Source organism: Amycolatopsis sp. A133, assembly GCF_031082405.1.
Lineage (GTDB): Bacteria > Actinomycetota > Actinomycetes > Mycobacteriales > Pseudonocardiaceae > Amycolatopsis.
Genome location: NZ_JAVHJU010000004.1, coordinates 593,604 through 616,696, shown reverse-complemented (window position 1 = coordinate 616,696; position 23,093 = coordinate 593,604). Strand labels below are relative to the sequence as shown.

At 73.3% G+C, this 23,093-nt stretch carries 16 protein-coding genes; 14 read left to right on the top strand and 2 right to left on the bottom strand.

The window, feature by feature from the left end; translation table 11 throughout:
- Positions 1-16: 16 nt before the first annotated feature.
- Positions 17-1,042 carry an Ldh family oxidoreductase gene (locus Q5425_RS07030; protein WP_308671271.1) on the top strand — a complete coding sequence of 342 codons (1,026 nt, stop codon included), beginning with the start codon at positions 17-19 and terminating at the stop codon, positions 1,040-1,042.
- 6 nt (positions 1,043-1,048) lie between these two features.
- Here the strand turns inward: Q5425_RS07030 and Q5425_RS07025 are convergent, their stop codons facing one another.
- A complete protein-coding gene (locus Q5425_RS07025) occupies positions 1,049-2,191 on the bottom strand; it encodes an acetylornithine/succinylornithine family transaminase (protein ID WP_308671270.1) in 1,143 nt (380 codons plus the stop codon).
- 8 nt (positions 2,192-2,199) lie between these two features.
- Positions 2,200-3,714: an aldehyde dehydrogenase family protein gene (locus Q5425_RS07020; protein WP_308671269.1), complete on the bottom strand. Its 1,515-nt coding sequence runs from the start codon at positions 3,712-3,714 to the stop codon at positions 2,200-2,202.
- Positions 3,715-3,868: 154 nt separating this feature from the next.
- Here Q5425_RS07020 and Q5425_RS07015 point away from each other — a divergent pair, with 154 nt between their 5' ends.
- Genes Q5425_RS07015 through Q5425_RS06955 form a run of 13 tightly spaced genes read left to right on the top strand, consistent with a single transcriptional unit; the run spans position 3,869 to position 23,092 of the window.
- The gene (locus Q5425_RS07015; RefSeq protein ID WP_308671268.1) at positions 3,869-4,120 is read left to right on the top strand and encodes a phosphopantetheine-binding protein; all 252 of its coding nucleotides are present in this window, start codon (positions 3,869-3,871) and stop codon (positions 4,118-4,120) included.
- Positions 4,117-5,490, top strand: a complete 1,374-nt coding sequence (locus Q5425_RS07010; protein ID WP_308671267.1) for a long-chain fatty acid--CoA ligase — start codon at positions 4,117-4,119, stop codon at positions 5,488-5,490. Before Q5425_RS07015 ends, Q5425_RS07010 begins: the two co-directional genes overlap by 4 nt.
- Positions 5,447-5,767: a hypothetical protein gene (locus Q5425_RS07005; RefSeq protein WP_308671266.1), complete on the top strand. Its 321-nt coding sequence runs from the start codon at positions 5,447-5,449 to the stop codon at positions 5,765-5,767. Before Q5425_RS07010 ends, Q5425_RS07005 begins: the two co-directional genes overlap by 44 nt.
- Positions 5,764-6,870 (top strand): beta-ketoacyl synthase N-terminal-like domain-containing protein, encoded by a 1,107-nt coding sequence (locus Q5425_RS07000; protein WP_308671265.1) that lies wholly within the window; start codon positions 5,764-5,766, stop codon positions 6,868-6,870. Before Q5425_RS07005 ends, Q5425_RS07000 begins: the two co-directional genes overlap by 4 nt.
- On the top strand, positions 6,870-7,370 hold the full coding sequence (locus Q5425_RS06995) for a hypothetical protein (protein WP_308671264.1): 501 nt from the start codon (positions 6,870-6,872) through the stop codon (positions 7,368-7,370). Before Q5425_RS07000 ends, Q5425_RS06995 begins: the two co-directional genes overlap by 1 nt.
- Entirely contained in the window at positions 7,370-8,083 is a 714-nt protein-coding gene (locus tag Q5425_RS06990) for a methyltransferase (RefSeq protein ID WP_308671263.1), read from the top strand. Before Q5425_RS06995 ends, Q5425_RS06990 begins: the two co-directional genes overlap by 1 nt.
- 13 nt (positions 8,084-8,096) lie before the next feature.
- The gene (locus tag Q5425_RS06985) at positions 8,097-9,752 is read left to right on the top strand and encodes a class I adenylate-forming enzyme family protein (protein WP_308671262.1); all 1,656 of its coding nucleotides are present in this window, start codon (positions 8,097-8,099) and stop codon (positions 9,750-9,752) included.
- Positions 9,749-11,878, top strand: coding sequence for an aminodeoxychorismate synthase component I (gene pabB, locus Q5425_RS06980; RefSeq protein WP_308671261.1), 2,130 nt, complete (start codon positions 9,749-9,751; stop codon positions 11,876-11,878). Before Q5425_RS06985 ends, pabB begins: the two co-directional genes overlap by 4 nt.
- Positions 11,879-11,903: 25 nt before the next feature.
- Complete coding sequence (locus Q5425_RS06975) at positions 11,904-13,103, top strand: methyltransferase domain-containing protein (RefSeq protein WP_308671260.1); 1,200 nt, start codon at positions 11,904-11,906, stop codon at positions 13,101-13,103.
- Complete coding sequence (locus tag Q5425_RS06970; RefSeq protein WP_308671259.1) at positions 13,100-14,911, top strand: ABC transporter ATP-binding protein; 1,812 nt, start codon at positions 13,100-13,102, stop codon at positions 14,909-14,911. Before Q5425_RS06975 ends, Q5425_RS06970 begins: the two co-directional genes overlap by 4 nt.
- Complete coding sequence (locus Q5425_RS06965; RefSeq protein WP_308671258.1) at positions 14,908-16,698, top strand: ABC transporter ATP-binding protein; 1,791 nt, start codon at positions 14,908-14,910, stop codon at positions 16,696-16,698. Before Q5425_RS06970 ends, Q5425_RS06965 begins: the two co-directional genes overlap by 4 nt.
- A gap of 23 nt (positions 16,699-16,721) precedes the next feature.
- Positions 16,722-19,904, top strand: coding sequence for an amino acid adenylation domain-containing protein (locus Q5425_RS06960; RefSeq protein WP_308671257.1), 3,183 nt, complete (start codon positions 16,722-16,724; stop codon positions 19,902-19,904).
- Positions 19,901-23,092: an amino acid adenylation domain-containing protein gene (locus tag Q5425_RS06955; RefSeq protein WP_308671256.1), complete on the top strand. Its 3,192-nt coding sequence runs from the start codon at positions 19,901-19,903 to the stop codon at positions 23,090-23,092. Before Q5425_RS06960 ends, Q5425_RS06955 begins: the two co-directional genes overlap by 4 nt.
- Position 23,093 lies beyond the last annotated feature (1 nt).

Sequence of the window (23,093 nt, the reverse complement as noted above, 5' to 3'; positions counted from 1 at the left end):
GAAAGGAATTCGACAGATGCCCGTAGTGCAGGCGGAGTTCGCGGAGGACCTGGCCGTTCGGATCCTGCGGGGAGTGGGAGCGCCGGAACCGGCCGCGCGATGTGTGGCGGAGTCGTTGGTACAGGCCAATCTCACCGGTCATGACTCGCACGGGGTGCGTAAGTTGTCCCGGTACGTCGACGACATCCGCGCGGGCATGTTGCACCCGGACGCGGAACCGACGGTCGTCCGGCAGCTGGCCGGCGCGGCTGTGATCGACGGCGGCAGTGGCTTCGGCCACCTCGCCGCCAGGGCGGGCGCGGACCTCGTGTCGGACTTGGCGACCGAGGCCGGGCTCGCCTGCGTGGCGCTGCGCCGGTGCCACCACACCGGGCGCATCGGCAACTGGTCCGAGCGGATCGCCGCACGCGGTCTGATCGCGATCATCGCAGGCGGGGAGGGGCACAAGGCGTACTACATCGTCGCGCCACACGGTGGCGCGGAAGGAGCGTTGGCCACCAACCCCTTCTCGTGTGCCGTGCCCCGCAGCGACGGAAGGCCGCCGGTACTGCTCGACTATGCGACCAGCGTGGTGTCGATCGGCAAGCTCCAGGCGGCGATGGATGCGGGCCTGCCCGCCCCGGCGGACTCGTTCATCGACGCGGACGGCAATCCGTCGGCCCGGCTCGCCGACTTCTTCGACGGCGGTCTGCTGCTGCCCTTCGGCGGCTACAAGGGCTACGCCCTTGCCGTCGTCGCCGAGCTCCTGGCCGTCGGGCTCGGCGGGGGAGACCGGGTGCCCGAAACCGACGCCGCCAGCGCGTTGATGATGATCGCCATCCAGCCCGACCTGCTGCGGCCGCGCGAGGAGTTCGACGAGTTCGTGGACGCGACCGAGGCCAGGCTGAAGGCCGTCGCACCGCGAACACCCGGCGGCACCGTGTTGCTGCCGGGTGAACCGGAGCAGCAGGCGCGGTCACGCAACGCCGACGGCGTGTCGATCCCGGATGTCACCTGGGCGGCGTTGCACCGGCTCGCCGACGAGGTGGCGGCGGGCGGGTGAGGCCGGTCAGGCCAGCACCCCGCCGAGGATGGCGAGTGCCTCGTCGATCTCGTCGTCGGTGACGGTCAGCGGTGGTGCGAAGCGCAGAGCCGTGTCGGTCACCGCGTTGACCACGAGGCCCGCGGCGAGTGCGCGGTCGCTGACCTCGTCGGCGTCGTGGCCATCGGCCAGTTCGGCGGCGACGAGCAGGCCGAGGCCACGCACCTCGCGCACCCCGGCCAGTCCACGCAGCCCCCGCGCCAGGCGCTCGCCCGCGCGCCTGGCGCTCGCGGGCGCGTCGATCCGGCGCAACTCCGAGAGCACGGCCAGCCCGGCGCTCGACGCCAACGGCTGCCCGCCGAACGTCGTGGCGTGGTCGCCAGTGGTGAACGAGTTCGCGACCTCGCGACGGGCCCAGCACGCGCCGATGGGCACGCCGTTGCCCAGTGCCTTGGCTACCGTCACGACGTCGGGCCGGACGCCGAAGTGCTGATGGCCGAACCAGCGGCCGGTGCGGCCGAGCCCGGTCTGCACCTCGTCCATGATGAGGAGCGCCGAGTACTCGTCGCACAGCCTGCGCACGCCGTGGAGGTACTCGGCGGTGGCGGGCCGCACGCCCGCCGCGCCCTGCACCGGTTCGAGCAGCACGGCGCCGACCGTGGGGTCGAAGGCCGTCGCGAGCGCGTCGAGGTCGTGCCACGGCACATGGCGGAAACCCTCCGGCAGCGGCTGGTAGGTCCGGTGCTTGGCCGGCTCGCCGCTGGCGTGCAGCGTGGCCAGCGTGCGGCCGTGGTTGCTGCCCAGCGCCGAGATCACCACGTGCTTGCCGGAGCCGCCCCGTTTGCGGGCGAGCTTGATCGCGCACTCGTTGGCCTCGGCTCCGGAGTTGGCGAAGAACACCAGGCCGTCGCCGCCCAGCAGGGTGTCCAGTTCCGCAGCGAGCCGCTCGCCCGGCAGGGAGCCGTAGAAGTTCGACACGTGGACGAGGGTGCGAGCCTGCTCGGCGACCGCGGCGGCGACCGCGGGGTGGGCGTGTCCGAGGCAAACCACCGCCATGCCACCGAGGAAGTCGAGGTACCGCTTTCCCTCGGTGTCCCACAGGATCGTGCCCCGGCCGCGGACGAAGGTCGCCGAGGCCGTTGCGTAGGTCGGCATCAGGTGCGATGTCATGCGTGCGCTCAGCCGAGGAGGTTGAACGAACCGGCGCGCTTGCCGGTGCGGATCTGCACGGTCTTGAGCTGGGTGAACTCCTCGAGTCCGGTGGTGCCCTTCTCCCGCCCGAAGCCGGATGCCTTGTAGCCGCCGAAGGCGAGCTGCGGGCTGCCGTCGATCGTCGTGTTGATGAAAACCGTGCCGCTGCGCAGCCTGCGGGACAGCAGCAGCGCCGTGTCGATGTTCTTCGTCCACACCGAGTTGCCCAGCCCGTACTCGACCGCGTTGGCCAGCTCCGCCGCCTCGTCGCGATCGGTGAACCGGGTGACCGTGACGACCGGTCCGAAGATCTCCTCCTGGAATGCGCGGTGCTCCGGCGTCACCCGGTCGAGCACCGTCGGCGCGACGAAGCAGCCGTTGGCGTGCGTGGCGCCGGTGAGGCGGTGTCCGCCGGCACGCACGCTCGCGCCTTCGCTGACGGCGGTCTCGATGTACCGCAACACCTTGTGCAGGTGTTCCGGGTGGATCAGCGCACCGAGGTCGGCCTCGTCGTGCGGGCCGCCCAGCCGCAGCCCGGCCGCGCGCTCGGTGAGCAGGTCGAGGAACCGCTCGGCGATCCGCTGCTCGACCAGCAGCCGCGAACCCGCCAGGCAGCACTCGCCTTGGTTGTGCACCACGCCGAACAGCACGCCCTCGACCGCGTCGTCGAGGTCGGCGTCGGCGAACACGATCTGTGCGGACTTGCCGCCCAGCTCCAGCGCCACCCGCGTCAGGTTTTCCTGCGCCGCGGCCATGATCTTGCGCCCGGTCGCGGTCGACCCGGTGAACGAGACCAGGTCGACATCCTTGTGCTCGGCCAGGTGCTGCCCGGCCCGGTCGCCGTAGCCGGTGACCACGTTGAGCACCCCGGCGGGCACGCCTGCCGCCGTGGCCAGCTCGGCGAGCAGCAGGGCGCTGCTGGAGGTGAGCTCCGAGGGCTTCACGACGGCGGCGCAGCCGGCGGCGAGCGCAAAGCTGAGCTTCTGGCACAGCACCAGCGTCGGGAAGTTCCACGGCACGATGAGGCCGGCGACACCGATCGGTTCGCGGACCATCATGCCGGTGAAGTCCGTACCCAGGTTGGTGTGCACGTCCCCGTGCACGACACCGGCGAGAGCGGCGGCGAACTCGGTGTCGTCGATCGCGCCGAGCACGTTCGCGCGGGCGACCCGCCGCGGGTTGCCGACCTCGTCGGCGTCCAGGGCGGTCAGCTCGTCGACGTGCTCACGCATCAACGCGGCGAACCGGAGCAGCACGCGGCCGCGCTCCAGCCCCGGCAGCTCGGACCAGACACCCGTGTCGAAGGCCGTGCGCGCCGCGGCGACCGCGGCGTCCACGTCGGCAGGGGAACCGTTGGCGAATGCCGCAACCAGTTCACCGGTAGCCGGGCTGTACCGCCGAATCGGTTCGCCGGCGCCGGGGACGACCGTTCCGTTGATAAAGTGCCCGCGCGACTCGACGGCCGTTTCGCCGTCATGGACCGCGGTTTGTGTCTCGGTCATCAAAGGATCTCCTCGCCAGGTCGTCGACGACCACGCTAGGGCGGCTCCCCGGTGAATGCGATGAACTCCGTGCCGAACACCTGGGAGCCCCTGCGCTCCGGCGGTAACATCTGCCGCGATGTGGCGTTCCGGCTCGAACGGATCGGAGTGGTTGGTGGACGATTCCATCCGCGAATTCGCGTTGACCGTCCTGCGCACCGACCTGAATTTGACCGTGCGGGACGACATCGACGCCCAGACGCCGCTCGGCGCGGGCGGCCTCGGCCTGGACTCGTTCACGATCATGGAATTGGCCGTGCGCGCGGAGGACGAGTTCGACGCCGACATCGTCCGGTTCCTCGACGGGGCGCTGCCCACCTCGTTCGGTGAGTTCGTGGACAGCGTCGAACGGGGTCGGCGAACATGATCTCCTCCGCCGACCTCGCCGATCGGCTGTGCGGCCCGGTCTCGGACGGTTCCGTGTGGCTGGACGAGACGGGTGGCGTCGACCGCCGCGCGCTGCACGACGAGGTCGGGCGTCTCACCCGGCTGCTGGCCGGGCACGGGGCCGGCGCGGGCGACTGCGTCGCGTTGCAGCTCGAGCCGTGCGCCACGCTCGCCGCGCTGCTGCCCGCGATCTGGCGGCTGGGTGCGCGGGTGATGCTGCTGGACCACCGGCTGACGGAGGCGGAGACGGCCCGGTTGACCGGGCTGTGGCGTCCCGCGTTCGTCGTGCGGGCCGGGACACGGCCCGCCTCCTTCACCGCCCGGTGCGACGTGGTGGTCGAGCGCCTCGATGACCCGGCCGAGGTGCCTGCCCCGGTCTGCCTGGTGCAGTTCACCTCGGGTTCCACCGGACAGGCCAAGGTCGTCGCCCGCTCGGCGGCCTCGCTGGACGCCGAACTCGACCGGTACGCCGCCATCGAGGACATGCCGACCCCGGCGGACCGGTTGCTGCTCCTGTGTTCCCCGGTCCACACCTGGGGCCTGGTCGGTGGCGTGCTGTACGGCCTCGCGCACCAGGTGCCGCTGGTGTTCCCGGTCGCGCAGCACGGTGGTGCGATCGCCCGCACGGCACAACGGCTCGGCGCCACCGCGATCTTCGGCGTGCCGACGCACTTCGAGCTGATGGGTGCCCTGGCCGAGCCGCCGCCGCTGGCGGGGCTGCGGATCGCCACCAGCGCGGGGATGACGACCGACCAGCGTGTGGCCGACCGCTTCCGCGACGCGACGGGCTGCCGCCTCGGCCAGGTCTACGGGCTGACCGAGGCCGGCGTGGTCACCGCGGACCTCGCGGGCCGGTATGAGCCCCCGTCCGTCGGCAGGCCGGCACCCGGCGTCGACGTGCGGGTGACCGACGGCGAGCTGTACATCCGGCTGGGGTCCTCGCCGTACCTCGTGGCCGACGGCGTCGCCCGGTTCGCCGACGGCTGGCTGCGCACCTTCGACCGGGCCGAGCTCGACCCGGAGACCGGTGCGGTGCGCGTCCTGGGGCGAGCCGACTCGGTCGTCGCCGTCGGCGGCGTCAAGATCGATCTCATGGAGATCGAGCAGGCGCTGCGGGAACACCCCGGCGTCGCGGGCGCGGTCGTGACGTTCGGCGAAGTGATCGAGGCACACGTCGCGGCCGTCCGGGGACTGACCGACGCCGAGCTCATGCGGTGGTGCCGGGAACGGCTCAGCCCGTTGAAGACACCCAAGCGTTATTTCCTGCGGGAAAAGCTGCCGGAAACTCCCAACGGAAAGGTAGTCCGTGGCCGAGAACAACTCCTCTCCGCGTTCGGCGAACAGGCCTGACCGGACCGCGCCGGAATCCATCAGCAAAGCCGACGTCCGCGGCATCCTCGCCGAATGCGTGGGAATGGGCCTCCCGGAAGAATTCGACGACGACACCCCGATCGTCATCGACTCCTACGCCGCCACCTGGATTCAACACCTGCTGGAGGAGCGGCACGGTCTGGTCGTGCGGCTCAGCCACGAAATCACGTCGGAAGTCGACTCGGTGGACAAACTGCACACCGTCCTCAATGGAGCGGTCGGGGGAACCGGGCAAGAGGGTGTGAACGGCGCATGACGGTGGACGTGGTCATCAGCGGCTTCGGCGTGCTCAGCGCCTTCGGGTTCGGCGGGCCCGCGCTGGTCGACGGCGTCTTCTCCGGAACCCCCGGGTTCCGCACCGTCACCCGGTTCGACGTGTCGGGCCAGGCGTGCGACCAGGCGGCGACCTATGAGCCGGGTGACCCGGCGCCGACCACGTTCGACGCACTGGTCACCTGCGCGGAGGCGGCCGTCGAGATGGCCCGCCGGCCCGACCGGGCGACACTGCCGCTGATCGCCGGGACGAAGGTGCGCGCGTCCTCCCTGGAGCCCGAGCCGCCCGCCGAGCTGACCGAGCAGGTCGCCCGGCGGCTCGGCCTCGGCACCCCCCGGCGCACGTTCGTCAACGCCTGCTGTGCGGGCGCCAACGCGATCATCCACGCCGCCCAGCTGGTCCGCGCCGGCGTGGCCACCACCGCGCTGGCCGGTGGCGCGTTCCTGGTGGACCGCCAGGCGTTCAGCCTCTTCGCCGCGAACTTCGCGCTCGCGACGGACGGGCGGCTGCGCCCGTTCGACCAGGACCGCACGGGTGTGCTGCTCGGCGACGGCGCCGCGGTGCTGGTGGTGGAGTCGGCCGCGAGCGCGGCCGCCCGGGGTGCGCCGCCGCTCGCCCGCATCGCGGGCTGGGCCATGACCGACGACGCGCACCACGTCGCGCAGCCGAAGCCCGACGGCGCGGGCACCGCCGCGGCGATCGGGCAGGCGCTGGGGCGCGCGGGTGTCGCCCCGGCTCAGGTCACCTACGTCAACGCCCACGGCACGGGCACCCTGCTCAACGACTCGGCCGAGGCGGCCGCACTGCACACCGCGTTCGGCCCTGCCGTCGGCGACGTGTTCGTCAGCTCGACCAAGAGCACCACCGGACACGCGCTGGAGGGCAGCGGGGCGCTCGAAGCCGTGATCACGGCGCTGGCGGTGCGGGACGCGACGCTCCCGCCCACGGCGGGCCTGAACCGGCCCGACCGCGAGCACCCGCTGCGGCACGTCCGCGAGCCACGACGGGTGGCGGTGCAGTACGCACTGAGCCTCAACTCGTCGGTGGGCGGCCTGAACACCGCCCTCTTGCTGGGTGCGGCGTGATGACGGTGACTGGGTCGACGGTCACCGCGAGCGCCGTGGTCAGTGGCGGCGACCGGCCACCGCGGCTGCCCGGGTTCATGGTGTCGGACTTCGCGCCGCTGGTGTACGCCGCGGCCCGGTCGTGTGTCGGCGCCGCGGACTCCCGGCACCTGCTGAGCGGGGCCGGCGACCGGACCGGGATCGTGCTCGGCTCACGCGGCTTCGACACGGTCACCCTCGAGCTGGCCGTCCGCCAGGTCGACGCCGGACGCGTCAGCCCCGTGCTGTTCTACCAGGTGCTGCCGACCGCGGTGCTCGGCATCATCGCCCGCGACTACCGGTTGACCGGCCCGGTGAGCTGCCTCGCCGTGACCGGCAACCCCCGAGCGGAGGCACTGGAGCTGGCCGCGGTGGTGCTGGCCGACCGGAGCGCGGACCGGGTACTCGCACTGGCGGTGGAGCTGGCCGAGGACCCCGCCGACAGCTACGCCTGCGCCGACCTCGTCACGGCGGAGGCGTGATGGCCGGGAAGACGACACCCGCGGACGCCGCCGCGCGCGGCGCCTGGCTGGCGCGCACCACCGCCGCCGGGGTGCGCCGCCCGACCACGTTCCACCTCTACGGCCGCGAATGGGACCTGCTGCCGGGGGTGTTCTCGCCGGTGCACTGCGTGTCCACCCGGTTCTTCACCGACTCCCTGCCGTTCCCGGCGGACGGGACGTTCCTGGAGGTCGGCTGCGGTGCCGGTGTGACCTCGGTGCGGGCCGCCCTCGCCGGCACCCGGGTGACCGCCACCGACATCAGCGCCGCGGCGGTCGAGAACACCACGATGAACGTGCACAGGCACGGAGTGGCCGACCTGGTCACCGTGGTCCACGGCGACATGTTCGACGGAATCCGGCGGGAGGAGCGGTTCGACGTGATCTTCTGGAACTCCCCGTTCATCGATCCGCCCGAGGCGATGCTGCCGGACGTCGACGAGCGGTTGCGGCGCGCCGTCTTCGACCCGGGATACCGGGCCCACGCCGGCTTCTTGTCCGGTGCCCGCCAGTGGCTGACCCCCTCCGGCCGGCTGCTGCTGGGCTTCAGCGATCTCGGCGACCACACCGCGCTCGACCGGCTGGCCGGGCGGGTGGGCTACCGGAAGCGGCAGCTGCGCACCTCCGGGCGCCTCGTCGCCGGGGTCGAGTTCCAGCTGCTCGAACTCGTGCCCGCGGACCAGGCCGGACAGTAGGAGGACCAGAACGATGTCGGCTACTCGCGTCGACCCGGCCGTGCGCCGGGAGATCGTCGCCGACCCGGCCGTGGGCGGCGGCAACGCGCTCGCCACGGCGCTGCGGGTGAGCCCGGACGTGCACGCGCCCTACCTGCACGCTCAGCGGCCGGTGCGGGACGGCCGCGGCCGTGACCGCACGGAGCTGAGCCTCGCCGAGCTCGCGGACCTGGTCCACGCCTGGTGCGCGTGGTACGTCGAGCGCGGCGTCGGGCCACGCGACCGGGTCGGTGTGTACCTCCGGGACGGCGCGGACAACTTGATCCACTACCTGGCGCTCAGCCGCCTCGGCGCGATCGCGGTACCGGTGAACGGCGAGCTGGACCCGGTGACCGTCGTGGCGCACCTGCGCCGGACCCAGGTGTGCGGGGTGCAGACCGACGACGCCCGCCTGGCCGGGCTCACCGGAGCCGGCGAGCGGGAGACCGACCGGTTCTGGATCTCGTCGGTCACCGGCACCGCTCCGCCGGGAACCGCGTCGGCGCCACCCCCGTTCGCGCACGTGCCGGGCGACCCGGTGCTGATCTGCCACACCTCGGGCACGACCGGTGAGCCCAAGCCGGTGATCTGGACCCACGGTCAGCTGATGCCGGGCGTCCGGGAGCACCTGATCCGGCTCGCGGACCACGCCGAGTCGGTGATCCTGTCCGCGCTGCCGCAGTCGCACGCGGCGGCGATCGGCTACGCGGTGCTGGCGATGCTGTCCGGCGTACCGCTCGTGCTCATGTCCGACCGGGACGGTCCGGCGGTCGCCGCCGCGGTGGACCGGTACCGCGCGACGGTGGTGGCGGGGTTCGCCGCGACGTTCGCCGACCTGTCCCTGCGCGGGCTGGAGGCAGCGCGCCTGGACAGCGTCGAACGGTGGGTGAGTGTCGGCGACGCGTCCCACCACGCACACGTCGCGGCGCTCGTCGAGCGGGGCAGGCACTGGAATGGGGATCGCCCCGTGCGCGGGTCGATGTTCGTGGACGGCTTCGGTTCCTCCGAACTGGGCTGGGGTGGCGTGCTCGGCGCGATCTCGGTCCGCGGCGCCACCCCGCCGTACCGGTGCGTCGGGACCGCCCAGCCGTTCGCGGAGGTCGAGGTGCTGCGACTGGACGGCACCCCGGCGGCGCACGGCGAGGTCGGCCTGCTCGCGGTGCGGGGGCCGACGATCACGCCCGGCTACTGGAACGACTCGGACCTGACCTACCGGAGCATGCTGAACGGCTACTGGCTGTCCGGCGACCTGGCCTACCGCGACGAGGCGCGCCGCTTCTACCACGTGGACCGGGCCGCCGACGCCATCCGCACCGATGCCGGTCCGGTGTACTCCGTGCTCACCGAGGAAATCCTGGTGGCCCACCTGCCGCAGGTCGCCGACTGCACAGTCGTGGCGGCCGAGCGGGACGGCCGGGTCGAGGCGGTCGCGCTGATGCAGCTGCGTGCCGGGCACACCGCGGGACATACCGCCGACAGCCTGCTGGCGGCGGCGAACGACGTGCTGAGCGGACTGGGCAAGCCACCGCTCGTCGGCGTCGAGGTCGTCGGCGCCGGGGCGGTGATCCCGGTCGGCGTGACCGGGAAGGTCCTCAAGCGGCGGCTGCGGAGCCGGTACGCCGCGGAGCGGGCGGAGGGGTCGCGGACGTGACGGCAGCAGCACCGGCGGTCCGCGCGCTCGTCGTGGACAACTACGACTCGTTCACCTACAACCTCTGCCACTACCTCGGCCAGCGGACCGAGACGGCGATCGACACCGAGGTCACCGTCATCCGCAACGACGACCCGTCGTTCACGCTCGACGACCTGCACGCGTTCGACTGCGTCGTGATCTCGCCGGGTCCCGGCCGCCCGGAGCGTGACGGGGACTTCGGTGTCTGCCGGTACATCATGCGCTCCGCGCGGATCCCGGTGCTCGGTGTGTGCCTCGGTCACCAAGGGCTCTGCCACGCGTTCGGCGGGACGGTGCTGCGCGCGCCGGAGCCCTACCACGGCCGGACCTCACCCGTGGTGCACACGGGTGAGGAGTTGTTCCGCGGCATCCCGTCGCCGTTCCTCGCGGTCCGCTACCACTCGCTGGTGGCCGGACGGATCCCGGCGGAACTGCGGGTGATCGCCAGCACCGAGGACGGCCTGCCGATGGCGATGCGGCACCGGTCCCGCCCGCTGTGGGGCGTGCAGTTCCACCCCGAGTCGATCCGCACGGAGCACGGGCTGCGCCTGCTGCACAACTTCGTCGGGATGGTCGACCGGACCAGGGCGCCCCACCGTCCCGGCACCCGGAAGCCGCCGGGCACACGGAGCCGGCCGGCCGCGTCCCCGCCCGCCCCGGTCGGGGCGAGCGGTCCCGGCCACCGGGTGCTCGTCCGGCGACTCGGCACCGACGTGGACGCCGAGTCGGTGTTCCACACGCTCTACAGCGGCAGCAACCACGCGTTCTGGCTGGACAGCAACCCGCCGGAGGACCACGGCGCCGGATGCTCCTTCATGGGTGACGCGAGTGGCCCGCTGGCGAGGATCGTCTACGCCGACGTCCGGCGCGGCGAGGTCGTCGTGTCCGGGGCCGCCGGCCGGAGTGTCCGAAAGGGACGGCTCCTGAACTGGATCCGCGCGGACCTGACGTCGCGGCGGGTGGAGATTCCCGAGCTGCCGTTCGACTTCGCGCTCGGCTGGGTCGGCTACCTCGGCTACGAGCTCAAGGCCGAGACGTCCGGTGACCTCGCGCACACCGCGGACCAACCCGACGCCGCGATGATCTTCGCCGACCGCGCGGTCGCGTTCCACCACGAGCGCGGCGAGGTGTACCTGCTGGCACTGGCCCGCGGTGACGACGAGGCACCGGCCGTCGCGTGGCTCGACGACACCGAGCGCCGGATCGCCGGGCTGCGCCCGGTGCCCGCACCGAGCGGACCGGCGGTGCGGCAGCTCGGCCCGGTCCGGCTGCGCCACGACCGGCAGACCTACCTGCGCCTCATCAAGGCCTGCCAGGAGGAGATCCGGGCCGGCGAGTCCTACGAGGTGTGCCTGACCAACATGATGGAGGTCCCGGCTGTGCTCGATCCCTGGCCCGCGTACCGGCGGCTGCGCCGGGACAACCCGGTGCCGTTCGCGACTTTCCTGCGATTCGGGGACCTGTCGGTGCTCGGGTGCTCGCCGGAGCGCCTGCTGCGGGTCAGCGCCGACGGCGTGGCCGAGTCCAAGCCCATCAAGGGCACCCGCCCACGCGGCGGCACGCCGTCCGACGACGAGAAGCTGCGGATCGACCTGTCGGAGAGCGTCAAGGACCTGGCGGAAAACCTGATGATCGTCGACCTCATCCGCAACGACCTCGGCTCCTGCGCCGAGATCGGCTCGGTGACCGTCGACAAGCTGTTCGACATCGAGACCTACAGCACGGTGCACCAGATGGTGAGCACGGTCCGGGCCCGGCTGCGTCCCGGCGTGCACGCCGTCGACTGCGCCGCGGCAGTTTTCCCCGGCGGGTCGATGACCGGGGCGCCGAAGATCCGCACCATGCAGATCATCGACCGCCTCGAGTGCGGGCCGCGCGGTGTCTACTCGGGCAGCGTCGGTTACTTCTCGCTGTCCGGCGCGCTCGATCTGAGCATCACGATCCGCACGCTGGTCGCCTCGCCCGGCCGGGTCCGGTTCGGCGTCGGCGGCGCGATCACGGCACTGTCCGATCCGGAGGAGGAGTACGAGGAGACCGCGGTGAAGGCCGCGGCGCTGCTGTCCCTGCTCGGCCAGGAATTCCCGGAGCGCACGCGCCGTGACTGAGCCGCTGTCCGCCCCAGGAGGAGACATGTTGCCGGAGCCGACCCGCACGGCCATCGCCGAGCGGCTCGACGACATCGCGGTGTCCACCATCGCCACCGTCGACCGGGTGGCCAGGGTCGCGTTCACCGACGGCGGCGCCGAGCGGCTGGTGGTGCACGTCGCCGTGCGCGAGGGCCGCGTCGCGATCGACGACCGGGAGTACGCGGAAGAGCAGACGGTCGGTGTCGCCCTGCCCTTGGCGGCGGCTTGTTCCGTGGGCAGCGGGGACGCGCTCCTGGACGACGTCTTCGACGCGGGGGCGCTGACCTTGGTGCGTGCCAACCCCGACGACTACCGGCTCGCGCCCCTGCTGGAGGTGCTGCTCGAGGCCCTGGTCGACACGGGCGTGCTCGACCCCGCCGCCACGGCACCCGCGGATGGCGGCGCCTCGGCTCGCGTCACCCTGTCGGCGTTCACCGACGTCGACGGCAGCGGGCTCGCACCTGGTCTCGTCGAATACCTCGACCTGTCCTCGGACCCGGAGCACCGGGTCAGTGCCCGTCTTGTCGCGCAGCCGGGCGACCGAGTGCTGGACGTCGGCTGCGGCGGCGGCCACGAGGTTGTGGCCCTGGCCGCCGCCGGCGTTGTCGCGGTGGGGGTGGACCGGAGCCTTCGGATGGCCAACGCCACGGCGGACCGCGCATCGCGGCTGGGCCACCCCGTCACGGTCGTGCGTGCCGACTGCCACGAGCTGCCGTTCGCGGGCGGGGTGTTCGACGGTTGCCGGATCGAGCGGGTGCTGCAGCATGTCGAGTCACCCGCCACCGTGCTCGGGGAGATGCGCCGCGTGGTGCGCCCCGGTGGCGGGGTCGTCGCGCTCGAACCCGACTGGACGTCGCTGTCGTTCGACTCGGGTGCCCCCGCGGTGTCCACCGCGCTCGTCGAGGCCAACCGCGCCGCGCACCGCCACCCGGGGATCGGCGGCGAGCTCGCCGACCTGCTCGCCGAGGCGGGTTTTCCCGAGGTGCGGGCCGACCCCGAGGTCACCACCTGGACGTCGCTGTCACGGATGAACGAGGTAGTCCCCATCGGCCCGATGATCCAGCGCGCGGTGACGGCCGGCGCCGTTTCGGCCGAGGACGGCGCCGCCTGGTTCGGCGAGCAAGAGCGGCACTCCGCCGGCGGACGGTTCCGCGCGAGCCTGACCCGCGTCGTCGCCCACACCCCGATCGGGCCGGTCCGATGACGGGACTGCCGCGGCGGTGGCCCCTGTTCGCGCTCGTCGGCTACGCGTTCCGGACGGCGCCGGTCCTTGCCGCGGTCACCGCGTCGGGCGCGCTGGTGGCCGGTCTGGCCCCGGTGGGCATCACCGTCGCGACCGGCGCGCTGGTGAACGCGCTGAGCACGGCGATCGGCGCAGGCACCGCGAGCCCGGCGGCGCGGGAGTGCTATGGGCTGGTCGCCGTCATCACCGCCCTGTTCCTGCTCACCCACCTCGCCGATTCGACGCGCACCGCCGCCGGCCGCGCGCTCGCGCACCGGGTCACCGGCAGGCTCGCCGAGCGGGTCATGGCCGCCGCGTGCGAGCCCGCCACCGTCGGTCACCTCGAGGACCCGGCCTACCTGGCCCGGATCGCCGGCGCGCGCGGCGGCGGGACCATCGAGATACCTCCGGGGGAGGCGCTCTTCGGGTTCGCCAACAAGGGGTCGGTGTGGCTGACCGGCATCGGGTCGGCGGCGTTGCTCGCCCAGCTGAGCTGGGGACTGGGACTCGTCGTGTTCGTGGTGTTCGCGGTGATCTACCGCAGGCTCGCGCACAACTTCCGCGAGAGCGTCCACGACAGTGCGGCCCAGGCCGGGGAACTGCGCCGCACGTCGTACCTGCGTGACGTGCCGACCACCCCCGCCGCGGCGAAGGAGGTCCGGGTGTTCGGCCTGACGTCCCTGTTCCGCGACGCCTACCACGCCGAGTGGCGGGCCACGATGGGCCGGATCTGGCAGCGGCGGCACGACCACGACGGCTTCGTCCTCGTCGTCGTCACGGTCGTGGGCGCCGCGGTGGGCGGAGTCTTCTGGTACCTCGGCTACTCGGTTGCGACCGGGGCGATGAACGCCGGTGGGCTGGCCGTCGGTGCGCTGGCCGTGCGGGCGCTGCTGCAACTGTTGTCGGCGGGCAGCGACGAGATCCGGATCAGCTTCGGTGCCAACGCGGCGGCGGAGTCGTTCGGCTTCCCCGCCGGGACCGTGTCACCGGCACCGGCCGACGGCTGGCGGACCCCGGTCACGGAGATCTCGTGCACGGACGTCTGTTTCCGTTATCCGGCGGCGGAAGAGGAAGCGCTGCGTGACGTCACCCTGTCCATCCCACGTGGACAGTCGCTGGCCGTCGTCGGCCTCAACGGCGCGGGCAAGACCACGCTGGTCCGGTTGCTCGCCGGTCTCGACCGGCCAAGCGCGGGGCGGGTCGCGGCGGGTGGCACGGCCGTCGACGACACCAACCGCGGCGCGTGGCAGCGCCAGGTCGTCGCGGTGTTCCAGGAGTTCGGCCGCTACGACCTGTCCCTGCGCGACAACATCGCCTTCGGCTCCCCCGCCAACGCCGAGGACTTCGAGGGCATGTGTGACGTGGCGGCCAAGGCGGGTCTGGCCGAATTCGTCGGCAGGCTCCCGAACGGCTGGGACACGGTGCTGTCGAGCGGCTACGAGGGCGGGGTGGACTTGTCCGGCGGCGAGTGGCAGCGGATCGCCATGGCGAGGGCGTTGTTCGGGCTCCGGCACGGCGCGCAGCTGCTGGTCTTGGACGAACCGGCGGCGAGCCTGGACGTGCGGGCCGAGGCGCGGCTCTACGACACCTTCCACGAGCTGACCGAGGGGGTCACCACGATCGTGATCTCCCACCGGTTCGCCACCGTGCGCAAGGCCGAGCGCGTGGTCGTGCTGGAGCACGGCCGGGTTGTCGAGGACGGGCCGCACGACAGCCTGATCGCCGATGACCGCCGCTACGCCGAGCTGTTCAGGCTCCAGGCGCGGCGGTTCGAGGAGGCCGCGTCATGACGGCGGTGCGGGAACGCGTCGCCGCGCTCGGCTTCGTGCTGGCGCTCGGGCCGCGCACCGACCGCCCCCGCTCGGTGCTCGTCGCCGCGGTCGCGATCCTGCAGCAGGCGACCGGCGTCGGGCTCGCCGTGCTGCTCGGCCTCGTCGTCGAGGTGACGGCGAACCGCTCGGTCAGCGGCGTCGTGGTGGTGTCCGGGTGCGCCGCGCTGTTCGTCGTGCTCACCCAGGGCACCTTCATCGCGGGCTACTTCACCCGGTTGCGGCTGCGTGAGGAGGCCCAGCAGTACGTCGAAACCAGGTTCATCGACGTAGTCGGCACGACGCCCACCGTCGAGCTCCACGAGCGGCCGGCGTGGCGGGACCGGACGGCCGCAGTCCGTGCGGCGCGTGAGGACATCGGCCAGTCGTTCGACACGGCCATGGTGCTGGCGGGCGCCGTGCTGCTGCTGGTCACTTCGGGGGTGTTGCTCGCCTCGATCGTGCCGGTGCTCGCGGTGCTGCCGCTGTTCGCCGTGCCCGCGCTGCTCGCGACCCAGCGCGCGGAGAACAAGCGCGGTGAGGCGGTGCGCGACGCGTTGTCCCGCACCCGGCTCGCCGGGCACCTGTTCTCGGTCGCCACCACCGCCCCGACCGGTCGTGAGGTCCGGCTGTTCGGCCTGGCGCGCGAGCTGGTCCGCCGCCACCGGGAGCAGTGGGACCGCGGCGGCCGGGACGTCGCGGTGGCCGAGGGACGCGCCCGTGTGCTGGTCGCGCTCGCCTGGCTGCTGTTCGTGCTCGCGTACGGCGCGGCGATGGCGCTGATCGTGCGCGCGGCGCTCGCGGGGGACGCCACGCTGGGCCTGATCGTCGCCGCGATCGCGGTGATGGCCCAGATCAGCGGGCAGGTGCAGATCTTGCTGTCGTGGGTCTTCTGGGTGCTGGAGGCGGTCCGGGGCGCGGGCGCGTACCTCGACGTCGTCCGCCAGGGGGAGCAGGAGAAGCGGGAGATCGTGCCTGACGCGCCCGCGGCGGTGCCCGGCCGGCTGACCGGCGGCATCACCATCGAGGGGCTCGGCTTCCGGTACGAGGGACGGGCCGAGCCGTCGTTGCGCGACGTCGGTGTCCACCTGCCCGCCGGGGCCACGGTCGCGCTGGTCGGTGAGAACGGCGCGGGCAAGTCGACGCTGGTCAAGCTGCTCGCCGGACTGTACCGGCCGACGGGCGGCCGGATCCTCGTGGACGGCACGGACCTGGCGCGGCTCGAGCCGGACGCGTGGCGTGGCCGGGTCACCGCGGCGTTCCAGGACCCCGCCCGGATCGAACTGTCGGTGCGCGACGCGGTGGGGATCGGCGACGTTGCGAACCGTGCCGACCCGGACCGGGTGGCGGACGCGGTGCGGCGCGCGGGTGGTGAGGCGATCGTCGCGTCGCTGCCCGACGGGCTCGACACCCGCCTCGGCCGCCGGTCGTGGGACGGGACCGAACTGTCCGGCGGCCAGTGGCAGACGATGGCCAACGCGCGGGCCGCGATGCGCCGCGAACCGTTGCTGCGGTTGCTGGACGAGCCGACCGCGAGTCTGGACGCCCAGGCCGAGGAGCGGCTGTTCCAGCGGTTCGCGGAGCTCGACCGGCTCGACGGCGGCGTGACGATCCTGGTCACGCACCGGTTCACGACCGCGCGGGCCGCCGACCTGATCGTCGTGCTGGCCGACGGGCGGGTCGCCGAGGTCGGTGACCACGACACGTTGCGCCGCGCCGGGGGCGTCTACGCCGAGCTGTTCACCTTGCAGGCCAGGTACTTCGCGTGAACCGAGAGGGAGGTGGCCGCGGCATGCCCGCGAACTGGCTGGCCGGAGACCGGCGCGAACTGCTGGCGAGACTCGCCGGCAGGCACGGCGTCCGGCCGCGCACCGAGCCGATTCCGGTCCGGCCGGCTTCGGACGCGCCCGCTTCCTCCGCCCAGCAACGGCTGTGGTTCCTCCAGCGGCTCGCGGGGGACAGCCCGCTCTACCACATGGCCGGGGCGATCCGATTGCGTGGCCCGCTGGACTCGGAGACCCTGCGCGCGTCGCTGACCCGTCTCGTCCACCGCCACGAGGCACTGCGGACGACGTTCAGCGACGACGGCGGATCGCTGCGGCAGCACGTGGCCGAGCCGTACGCGGTCGAACTGACCGCGGAGCCCGTCGAGGGAAACGAGGCCGCGATCGTCGACGAGTTCGTGCGCCGCCCGTTCGACCTGGCGGCCGGCCCACCCATGCGGCAACGGCTGTTGCGTACCGGCCCGGACGAGCACCTGTTGATCGTGGTGGTGCACCACATCGTGGCCGACGGCTGGTCGGTGGAACTCCTCGTGGAGCAACTGTTCGACGACCACGCCGAGGCGCCGCTGGTGCAGTACGGCGATTACTCCGCGTGGGAGTCGGCCGCACTGGCGCCGGGGCGGCTCGACGAGGAACTGGACCACTGGGCGCGGCTGCTGCGTGACGCGGAGCCACCAGAGCTGCCGACCGACCACCTCGCGCCGGCGCGGCCGACCTTCGCGGGCGCCGTCGAGCGGTTCACCCTCCCGGCCGCGACCGGTGACCGGCTCCTCGGGCTCGCGGCCGCGCACCGCACGAGCCCGTTCGTCGTCGGTCTGGCCGCGCTGGGAGTGGTGCTGGCCAGGTGGTCGCGGCAGACCGACGTGGTGATCGGCAGCCCGTTCAGCGGGCGGACCCGGCCCGAGCTGCACCGCACGGTCGGCTGCTTCGTGAACACCCTGCCGCTGCGGCTGGACGTCGCCCCTGCGCGGTCCTTCGGCGACCTGGTCGACCTGGCCCGGGAACGGGTGCTGGACGCGCAGCGGCACGAGAGCGTTCCGTTCGACCTGCTCGTGGAGCGATTGCGGCCGAGGCGCGATCGCGGCGGCCGCAGCCCGTTCGTGCGGCATCTGTTCCGTTACCAGGAGCGGCCGCCGCGGCAGGTCGCCGTCGGCGGGCTGACCGTGAGCTTCCACGAGCTGGACACGGGGACCGCGAAGTTCGACTTGACCGTCGAGCTGGCGCCCGGTACCGACGGGTCACTGGCCGGGCTCGTGGAGTACAGCACCGAACTGTTCACCGCGGCGACCGTGCGGCGCGTGATCGGCGGGCTCGGCGCGGTGCTGGCCGCGGCCGACTCCGCCGTCCCGGTGGGCCACCTGCCCGTGCTGACCGCCGCCGACCGCGCCGAGGTGCTCGGCTTCGCCGACGGCGGTCCCGCGCTGGCGGGTGCCGAGGAAACGCTGACCCGGCTGATCGAGGACGGGTTCGACCGTTGGCCGGACCGGATCGCGGCGGTCGACGACACCGAGAAGCTGACGGCCGCCGAACTCGACCGGCGGGCGAACCAGCTCGCGCACCGGCTCCGCGAGCTCGGGGTGTCGGCCGGGACGCCGGTCGCCGTGCTGGTGCCTCGTTCGACGCGGCTGCTCGTGGCCCTCGTCGCCGTGCTCAAGGCAGGCGCCGCCATCGTGCCGCTCGACCCGGGGCACCCGCCCGCCCGGCACGCCGCCGTCCTGGCCCAGGTCCCGGTGGTGATCACCGAAGGCGCCGGGACACCGCACAGCACTGTCGTCGATCTCGGCACCGAACGGCTCGACGCACTGCCCGTGCACCGGCTTGGCCCGGTCGCCGGGCCGGACTCGCTGGCCTACGTCGTGCACACGTCCGGTTCGACGGGCCGGCCGAAGGGAGCGATGAACGAGCACCGCGCGGTGGTCAACCGGCTGCGCTGGATGCAGCGGACGTTCTCGTTGGACGCCGGGGAAGCGGTGCTGCAGAAGACACCGGTCGGGTTCGACGTGTCGATCTGGGAGCTGTTCTGGCCGCTGTTCACCGGCGCCCGGTGCGTGCTGCCCGCGCCGGGTGTGCACAGCGACCCGCGCGCGCTGGCCGAGGCGATCGTGGCGCACCGGGTCACCACGGTGCACTTCGTGCCGTCGATGCTCGACGCCTTCCTGGCCTCCGGTGCCGCCAGCGGCTGCGCCGGTGTGCTCGAACGCATCGTGTGCAGTGGTGAGGAGCTGCCCGCCCGGCTCCTCGCCGAGACCGCGGCGGCACTGCCCGGCGTTCAGGTGCACAACCTGTACGGCCCGGCCGAGGCGGCGGTGGACGTCAGCTGGCACCCGTGCCCGGCCGGGCCGCCGGCCCGCCGGGTGCCGATCGGCAGGCCGATCCCGGGCGCCCGCCTGTACGTCGTCGACGACGTGGGTGCGCTCGCACCCGTCGGCATGCCGGGTGAGTTGTGGATCGGCGGGGTCGCGTGCGGCCGTGGCTACCTCGGCCGTCCGGACCTCACCGCCGAGCGGTTCGTGGCCGACCCGTTCCTCGGTACGCCCATGGCGCGGGCGTACCGCACCGGGGACCTGGCCCGCTGGCTGCCCGACGGCACGCTCGACTACCTCGGGCGGATCGACCGGCAGGTGAAGATCCGCGGCGTGCGGATCGAGCCGGGTGAAGTCGAGCACGTCCTCACCGGCCATCCGGACGTGTCCGTGGCGGCGGTCGGGCCACGTCGCTCGCCCGCGGGCGAACCGGTCCTGGTCGCGTGGTACCGGCCGGGGGGTGCGGAGGTGGACGAGGACGCGCTGCGCCGCCACCTGCGGGCACACCTGCCGCAGGCGATGTGCCCCGCCGCGTTGGTGGCCGTGCGGGACTGGCCGGTGAACGGCAACGGCAAACTCGACTGGGCGGCGCTGCCCGCCCCGGCCATGACCGGGTACCTGACCGAGCACGTGCCGCCGCGTGACGACCTCGAACGCGCCCTGGCGGACATCTGGGCGGAGCTGCTCGATGTGGCCGCCCCCGGGGTCGAGGACGACTTCTTCGGACTCGGTGGCCACTCGCTGCAGGCGGTCCACGTCCTGGCCCGGGTCCAGGAGTCCTTCGGCGTGGTGGTCCCGCTCGGCGCCGTGCTCGCCGAGCCGACCATCGCGGCACTGGCGCGGCAGGTGCGCCGCGCCCGCGACCAGGCGGGGGAGGGCTGGACGTGACCGTGCACGAGACCACGCTCAACCAGCGCGCGATGCTGTTCCTGCAGCGGCTGCTGCCCGACAGCACGGCCCTGACCATCCCGGTCGTCGCCAGGGTCGCCGGCCGGCTGGACCGGCCTGTCCTGCGGCGGGCGCTCGCCGTGCTCGTCGAACGCCATCCGGCGCTGCGCACCACGTTCCCCGACCCGCACGACGAGACGGTCGCGGTGGTCGCGGACGCGGTCGAGCCCGCGCTGTGCTGGACCGACGCGCCGGACGAGCTGGACGAGCGGGACGCCGAGGACTGGATCCAGGCCGCCATGTCGCGGCCGTTCGACGTGACGACGGGCCCGTTGTTCCGGGTGGAGGTGCTCGCCGGGGACGGTGGCGGCTGGTGCGTGCTGTGCGTCCACCACCTGATCGCGGACCTGTGGTCGATGGGCATCCTCGCCGAGGAGCTGGCCGCGGGTTACGCGGCACTCGCCGCCGGTGCCGACCCGGACTTGCCCGCGGCGGCCGGGTTCGTCGCCGCGGCGCCGGCGACGGACGAGCGGCGCGACGAGCTGCGTGAGTTCTGGCGGGCCGAGCTCGACGGCGTGCCCGCCGCACTGGCCCTGCCCCCGGCCGGGGTGCGGCCGGCGGTCCCGCGCCTGCGTGGCCGGAGCGTGCGGTTCACCCTCGAGGCCGCGCTGGTCGAGGACCTCCGCGCCCTGGGCCGTCGCTGCGGCGCAACGCTTTACACCGTCCTGCTCTCCGGCCTGCAGCTGGTGCTGGGGCGCTACGCGGGCAGCGACGACGTGCTGGTCGGGACACCCGTGCACGGACGCGGGCGCGACACGGCCCGCGCGGTCGGGCTGTTCGTGAACACCGTGGTGATGCGGGGACGGGTGCGCCCCGGCGAGCCGTTCGAGGAATGGTTGCGGCGAAACCATTCCGCCACCCGAAGGGCACTGGCCCACGGCGACCTGCCGTTCGCGGACGTGGTCGCACTCGCCGCGCGGCCGCAGGACGTGCCCCTCGTGCAGGTGATCTTCAACCTCATGCGGCCCGTTCGCGGCCGGGCCGACACCGTCGCCGGGTTCGGCCTCGGTGTCGCCGCGCCGCCGCTGGACCTCGGTCCGGTCCGGCTCGTGCCGGTCCCCGTGGCGCGCACGCAGACGCAGACCGACCTCACCCTGACCATGGCGCGGGTCGGCGACGAGCTGCACGGCCAGTGGGTTCACGACACCGACGTGCTCGACGGGGCGACGGTGGCCGCGCTGTCCGGCCACCTGGGGAACCTGTTGCGCGCGGCGGTGTCGGCCCCGGCCACCCCGGTCGGCGCGCTCGCCATGATGTCGGCAGGCGAACTGGCCGATGCCGTGCTCACCGGTGACCACGCGCCCGCGGGCGACGACCTGCCCCGGCGGGTCTTGGCCCGTGCGGCGGCGACCCCGGACGCCCCGGCCGTCGCCGGCGCCGACGGCGCCCTCACCTACCGCGAGCTGGTCCGCGCCGCCAGGTCGGTCACCGCGTTGCTCGCGGGCCACGGCGTCGGCCCGGGGTCCATCGTCGGCGTCCGGTTGCCGCGTGGCACCGGGCTGGTGGTCGCCGCCCTCGGCGTGCTGTTCGCGGGTGGTGCCTACCTGCCGCTGGATCCGGCCCTGCCCGCCGAGCGGCTCGCATTCGTGACGGCGGACGCGCGTCCCGCGGTGGTGCTGACCGACCACGCGGTGTCGCTGCCCGGACCGAGCGCCGCCGTGGTCCTGCCACCACTCCCCGAACTCGCGGCCGGAGCACCGGACGGCGTGGGCGTGACGCACCCGGAACAGCTCGCCTACGTGATCTACACCTCCGGCACCACCGGGCGGCCCAAGGCGGTCATGGTGCCGCACCGGGCACTGGCCAACCTGGCCGACGACGCGATCGGCCGGTTCGGCCTGGGGCCCGGGCGGCGGCTCTTGGCGGTGACGACCTTCTCCTTCGACATCGCCGCGCTCGAACTGCTCGTCCCGCTCGCGGCGGGGGCCTGCGTCGAGGTGGCGGGCCCGAAGGCCGTGGCGGACGGGCACTGGCTGCGTGGCCGGCTCGCCAAGGGCGACGTCACCCACCTCCAGGCGACGCCGGTGACCTGGCGGCTGCTGGTCGACGCGGGCTGGACGGGGCAGACGCCGCTGGTCGCCCTGTGTGGCGGTGAGGCGCTGCTGCCCGACCTCGGGCAGACGCTCGCCAGGACCGCCACCGAGGCGTGGAACCTGTACGGCCCGACCGAGACCACGATCTGGTCGACCGCGCGCCGGCTCACGGCGGGCGCGCCGATCACGATCGGCGCGCCGATGCGCAACACCCGCGCCTACGTCCTCGACCGCTCGCTGCGGCTCGTGCCCGTCGGCGTCCTCGGCGAGCTGTACCTCGGCGGAGCCGGCGTGACGCACGGGTACCTCGGGCGCCCTGGACTCACCGCGCAGCGGTTCCTGCCCGACCCGTGGGGGCCGCCCGGCGTCCGGATGTACCGCACCGGGGACCTCGTGCGGCGGCGCGCCGACGGGACGCTGGACTACGTGGGGCGGGCCGACAACCAGTTCAAGGTCAACGGGCTGCGGGTCGAACCCGGTGAGATCGAAGCCCAGCTCACCCGCATCGCCGGTGTCGGCCGTGCCGTGGTCGCCCGCTGTGACACCGAATCCGGTCCGGTGCTCGTCGGCTACCTCGAACCCGCGGGCGGGACGCGCGACCTCGACGCCGTACGCGGAGAGCTGGCGAAGTCCCTGCCCGCCTACCTAGTCCCTGCGCGGCTGCAGTGGGTCGAGTCGCTGCCGGTGTCGCCGAACGGAAAGCTCGACCGCGCCGCACTGCCCGCGCCCCCACCGGCCGCCCCGGCGCCCCGCGTCGCGCCGGAGGGCCCGGTCGAGGTGGTGCTGCACCGGTGCTGGTCGGCCGTGCTGGGCACGGAGGACTTCGGCGCACGCGACGGGTTCTTCGCCCTGGGCGGGCATTCGCTTGCCGCGCTGCGGATCGCCGGCGCGATCACCGAGACGTTCGGCGTCGACGTCCCCCTGCCCCGGCTGCTCGAACGGCCGACGGTGACCGAGCAGGCCGCCCTGGTGGTCGAGACCGGCCGGGCGTGCGCGGTCGACGTGGTGGCCGCCGCCGAGCTGGCGCTCATGGTCGCCGACCTCGGCGACGACGAGGTGGCCGCGCTGCTGACGGAGCCGGACCAGGACCGATGAA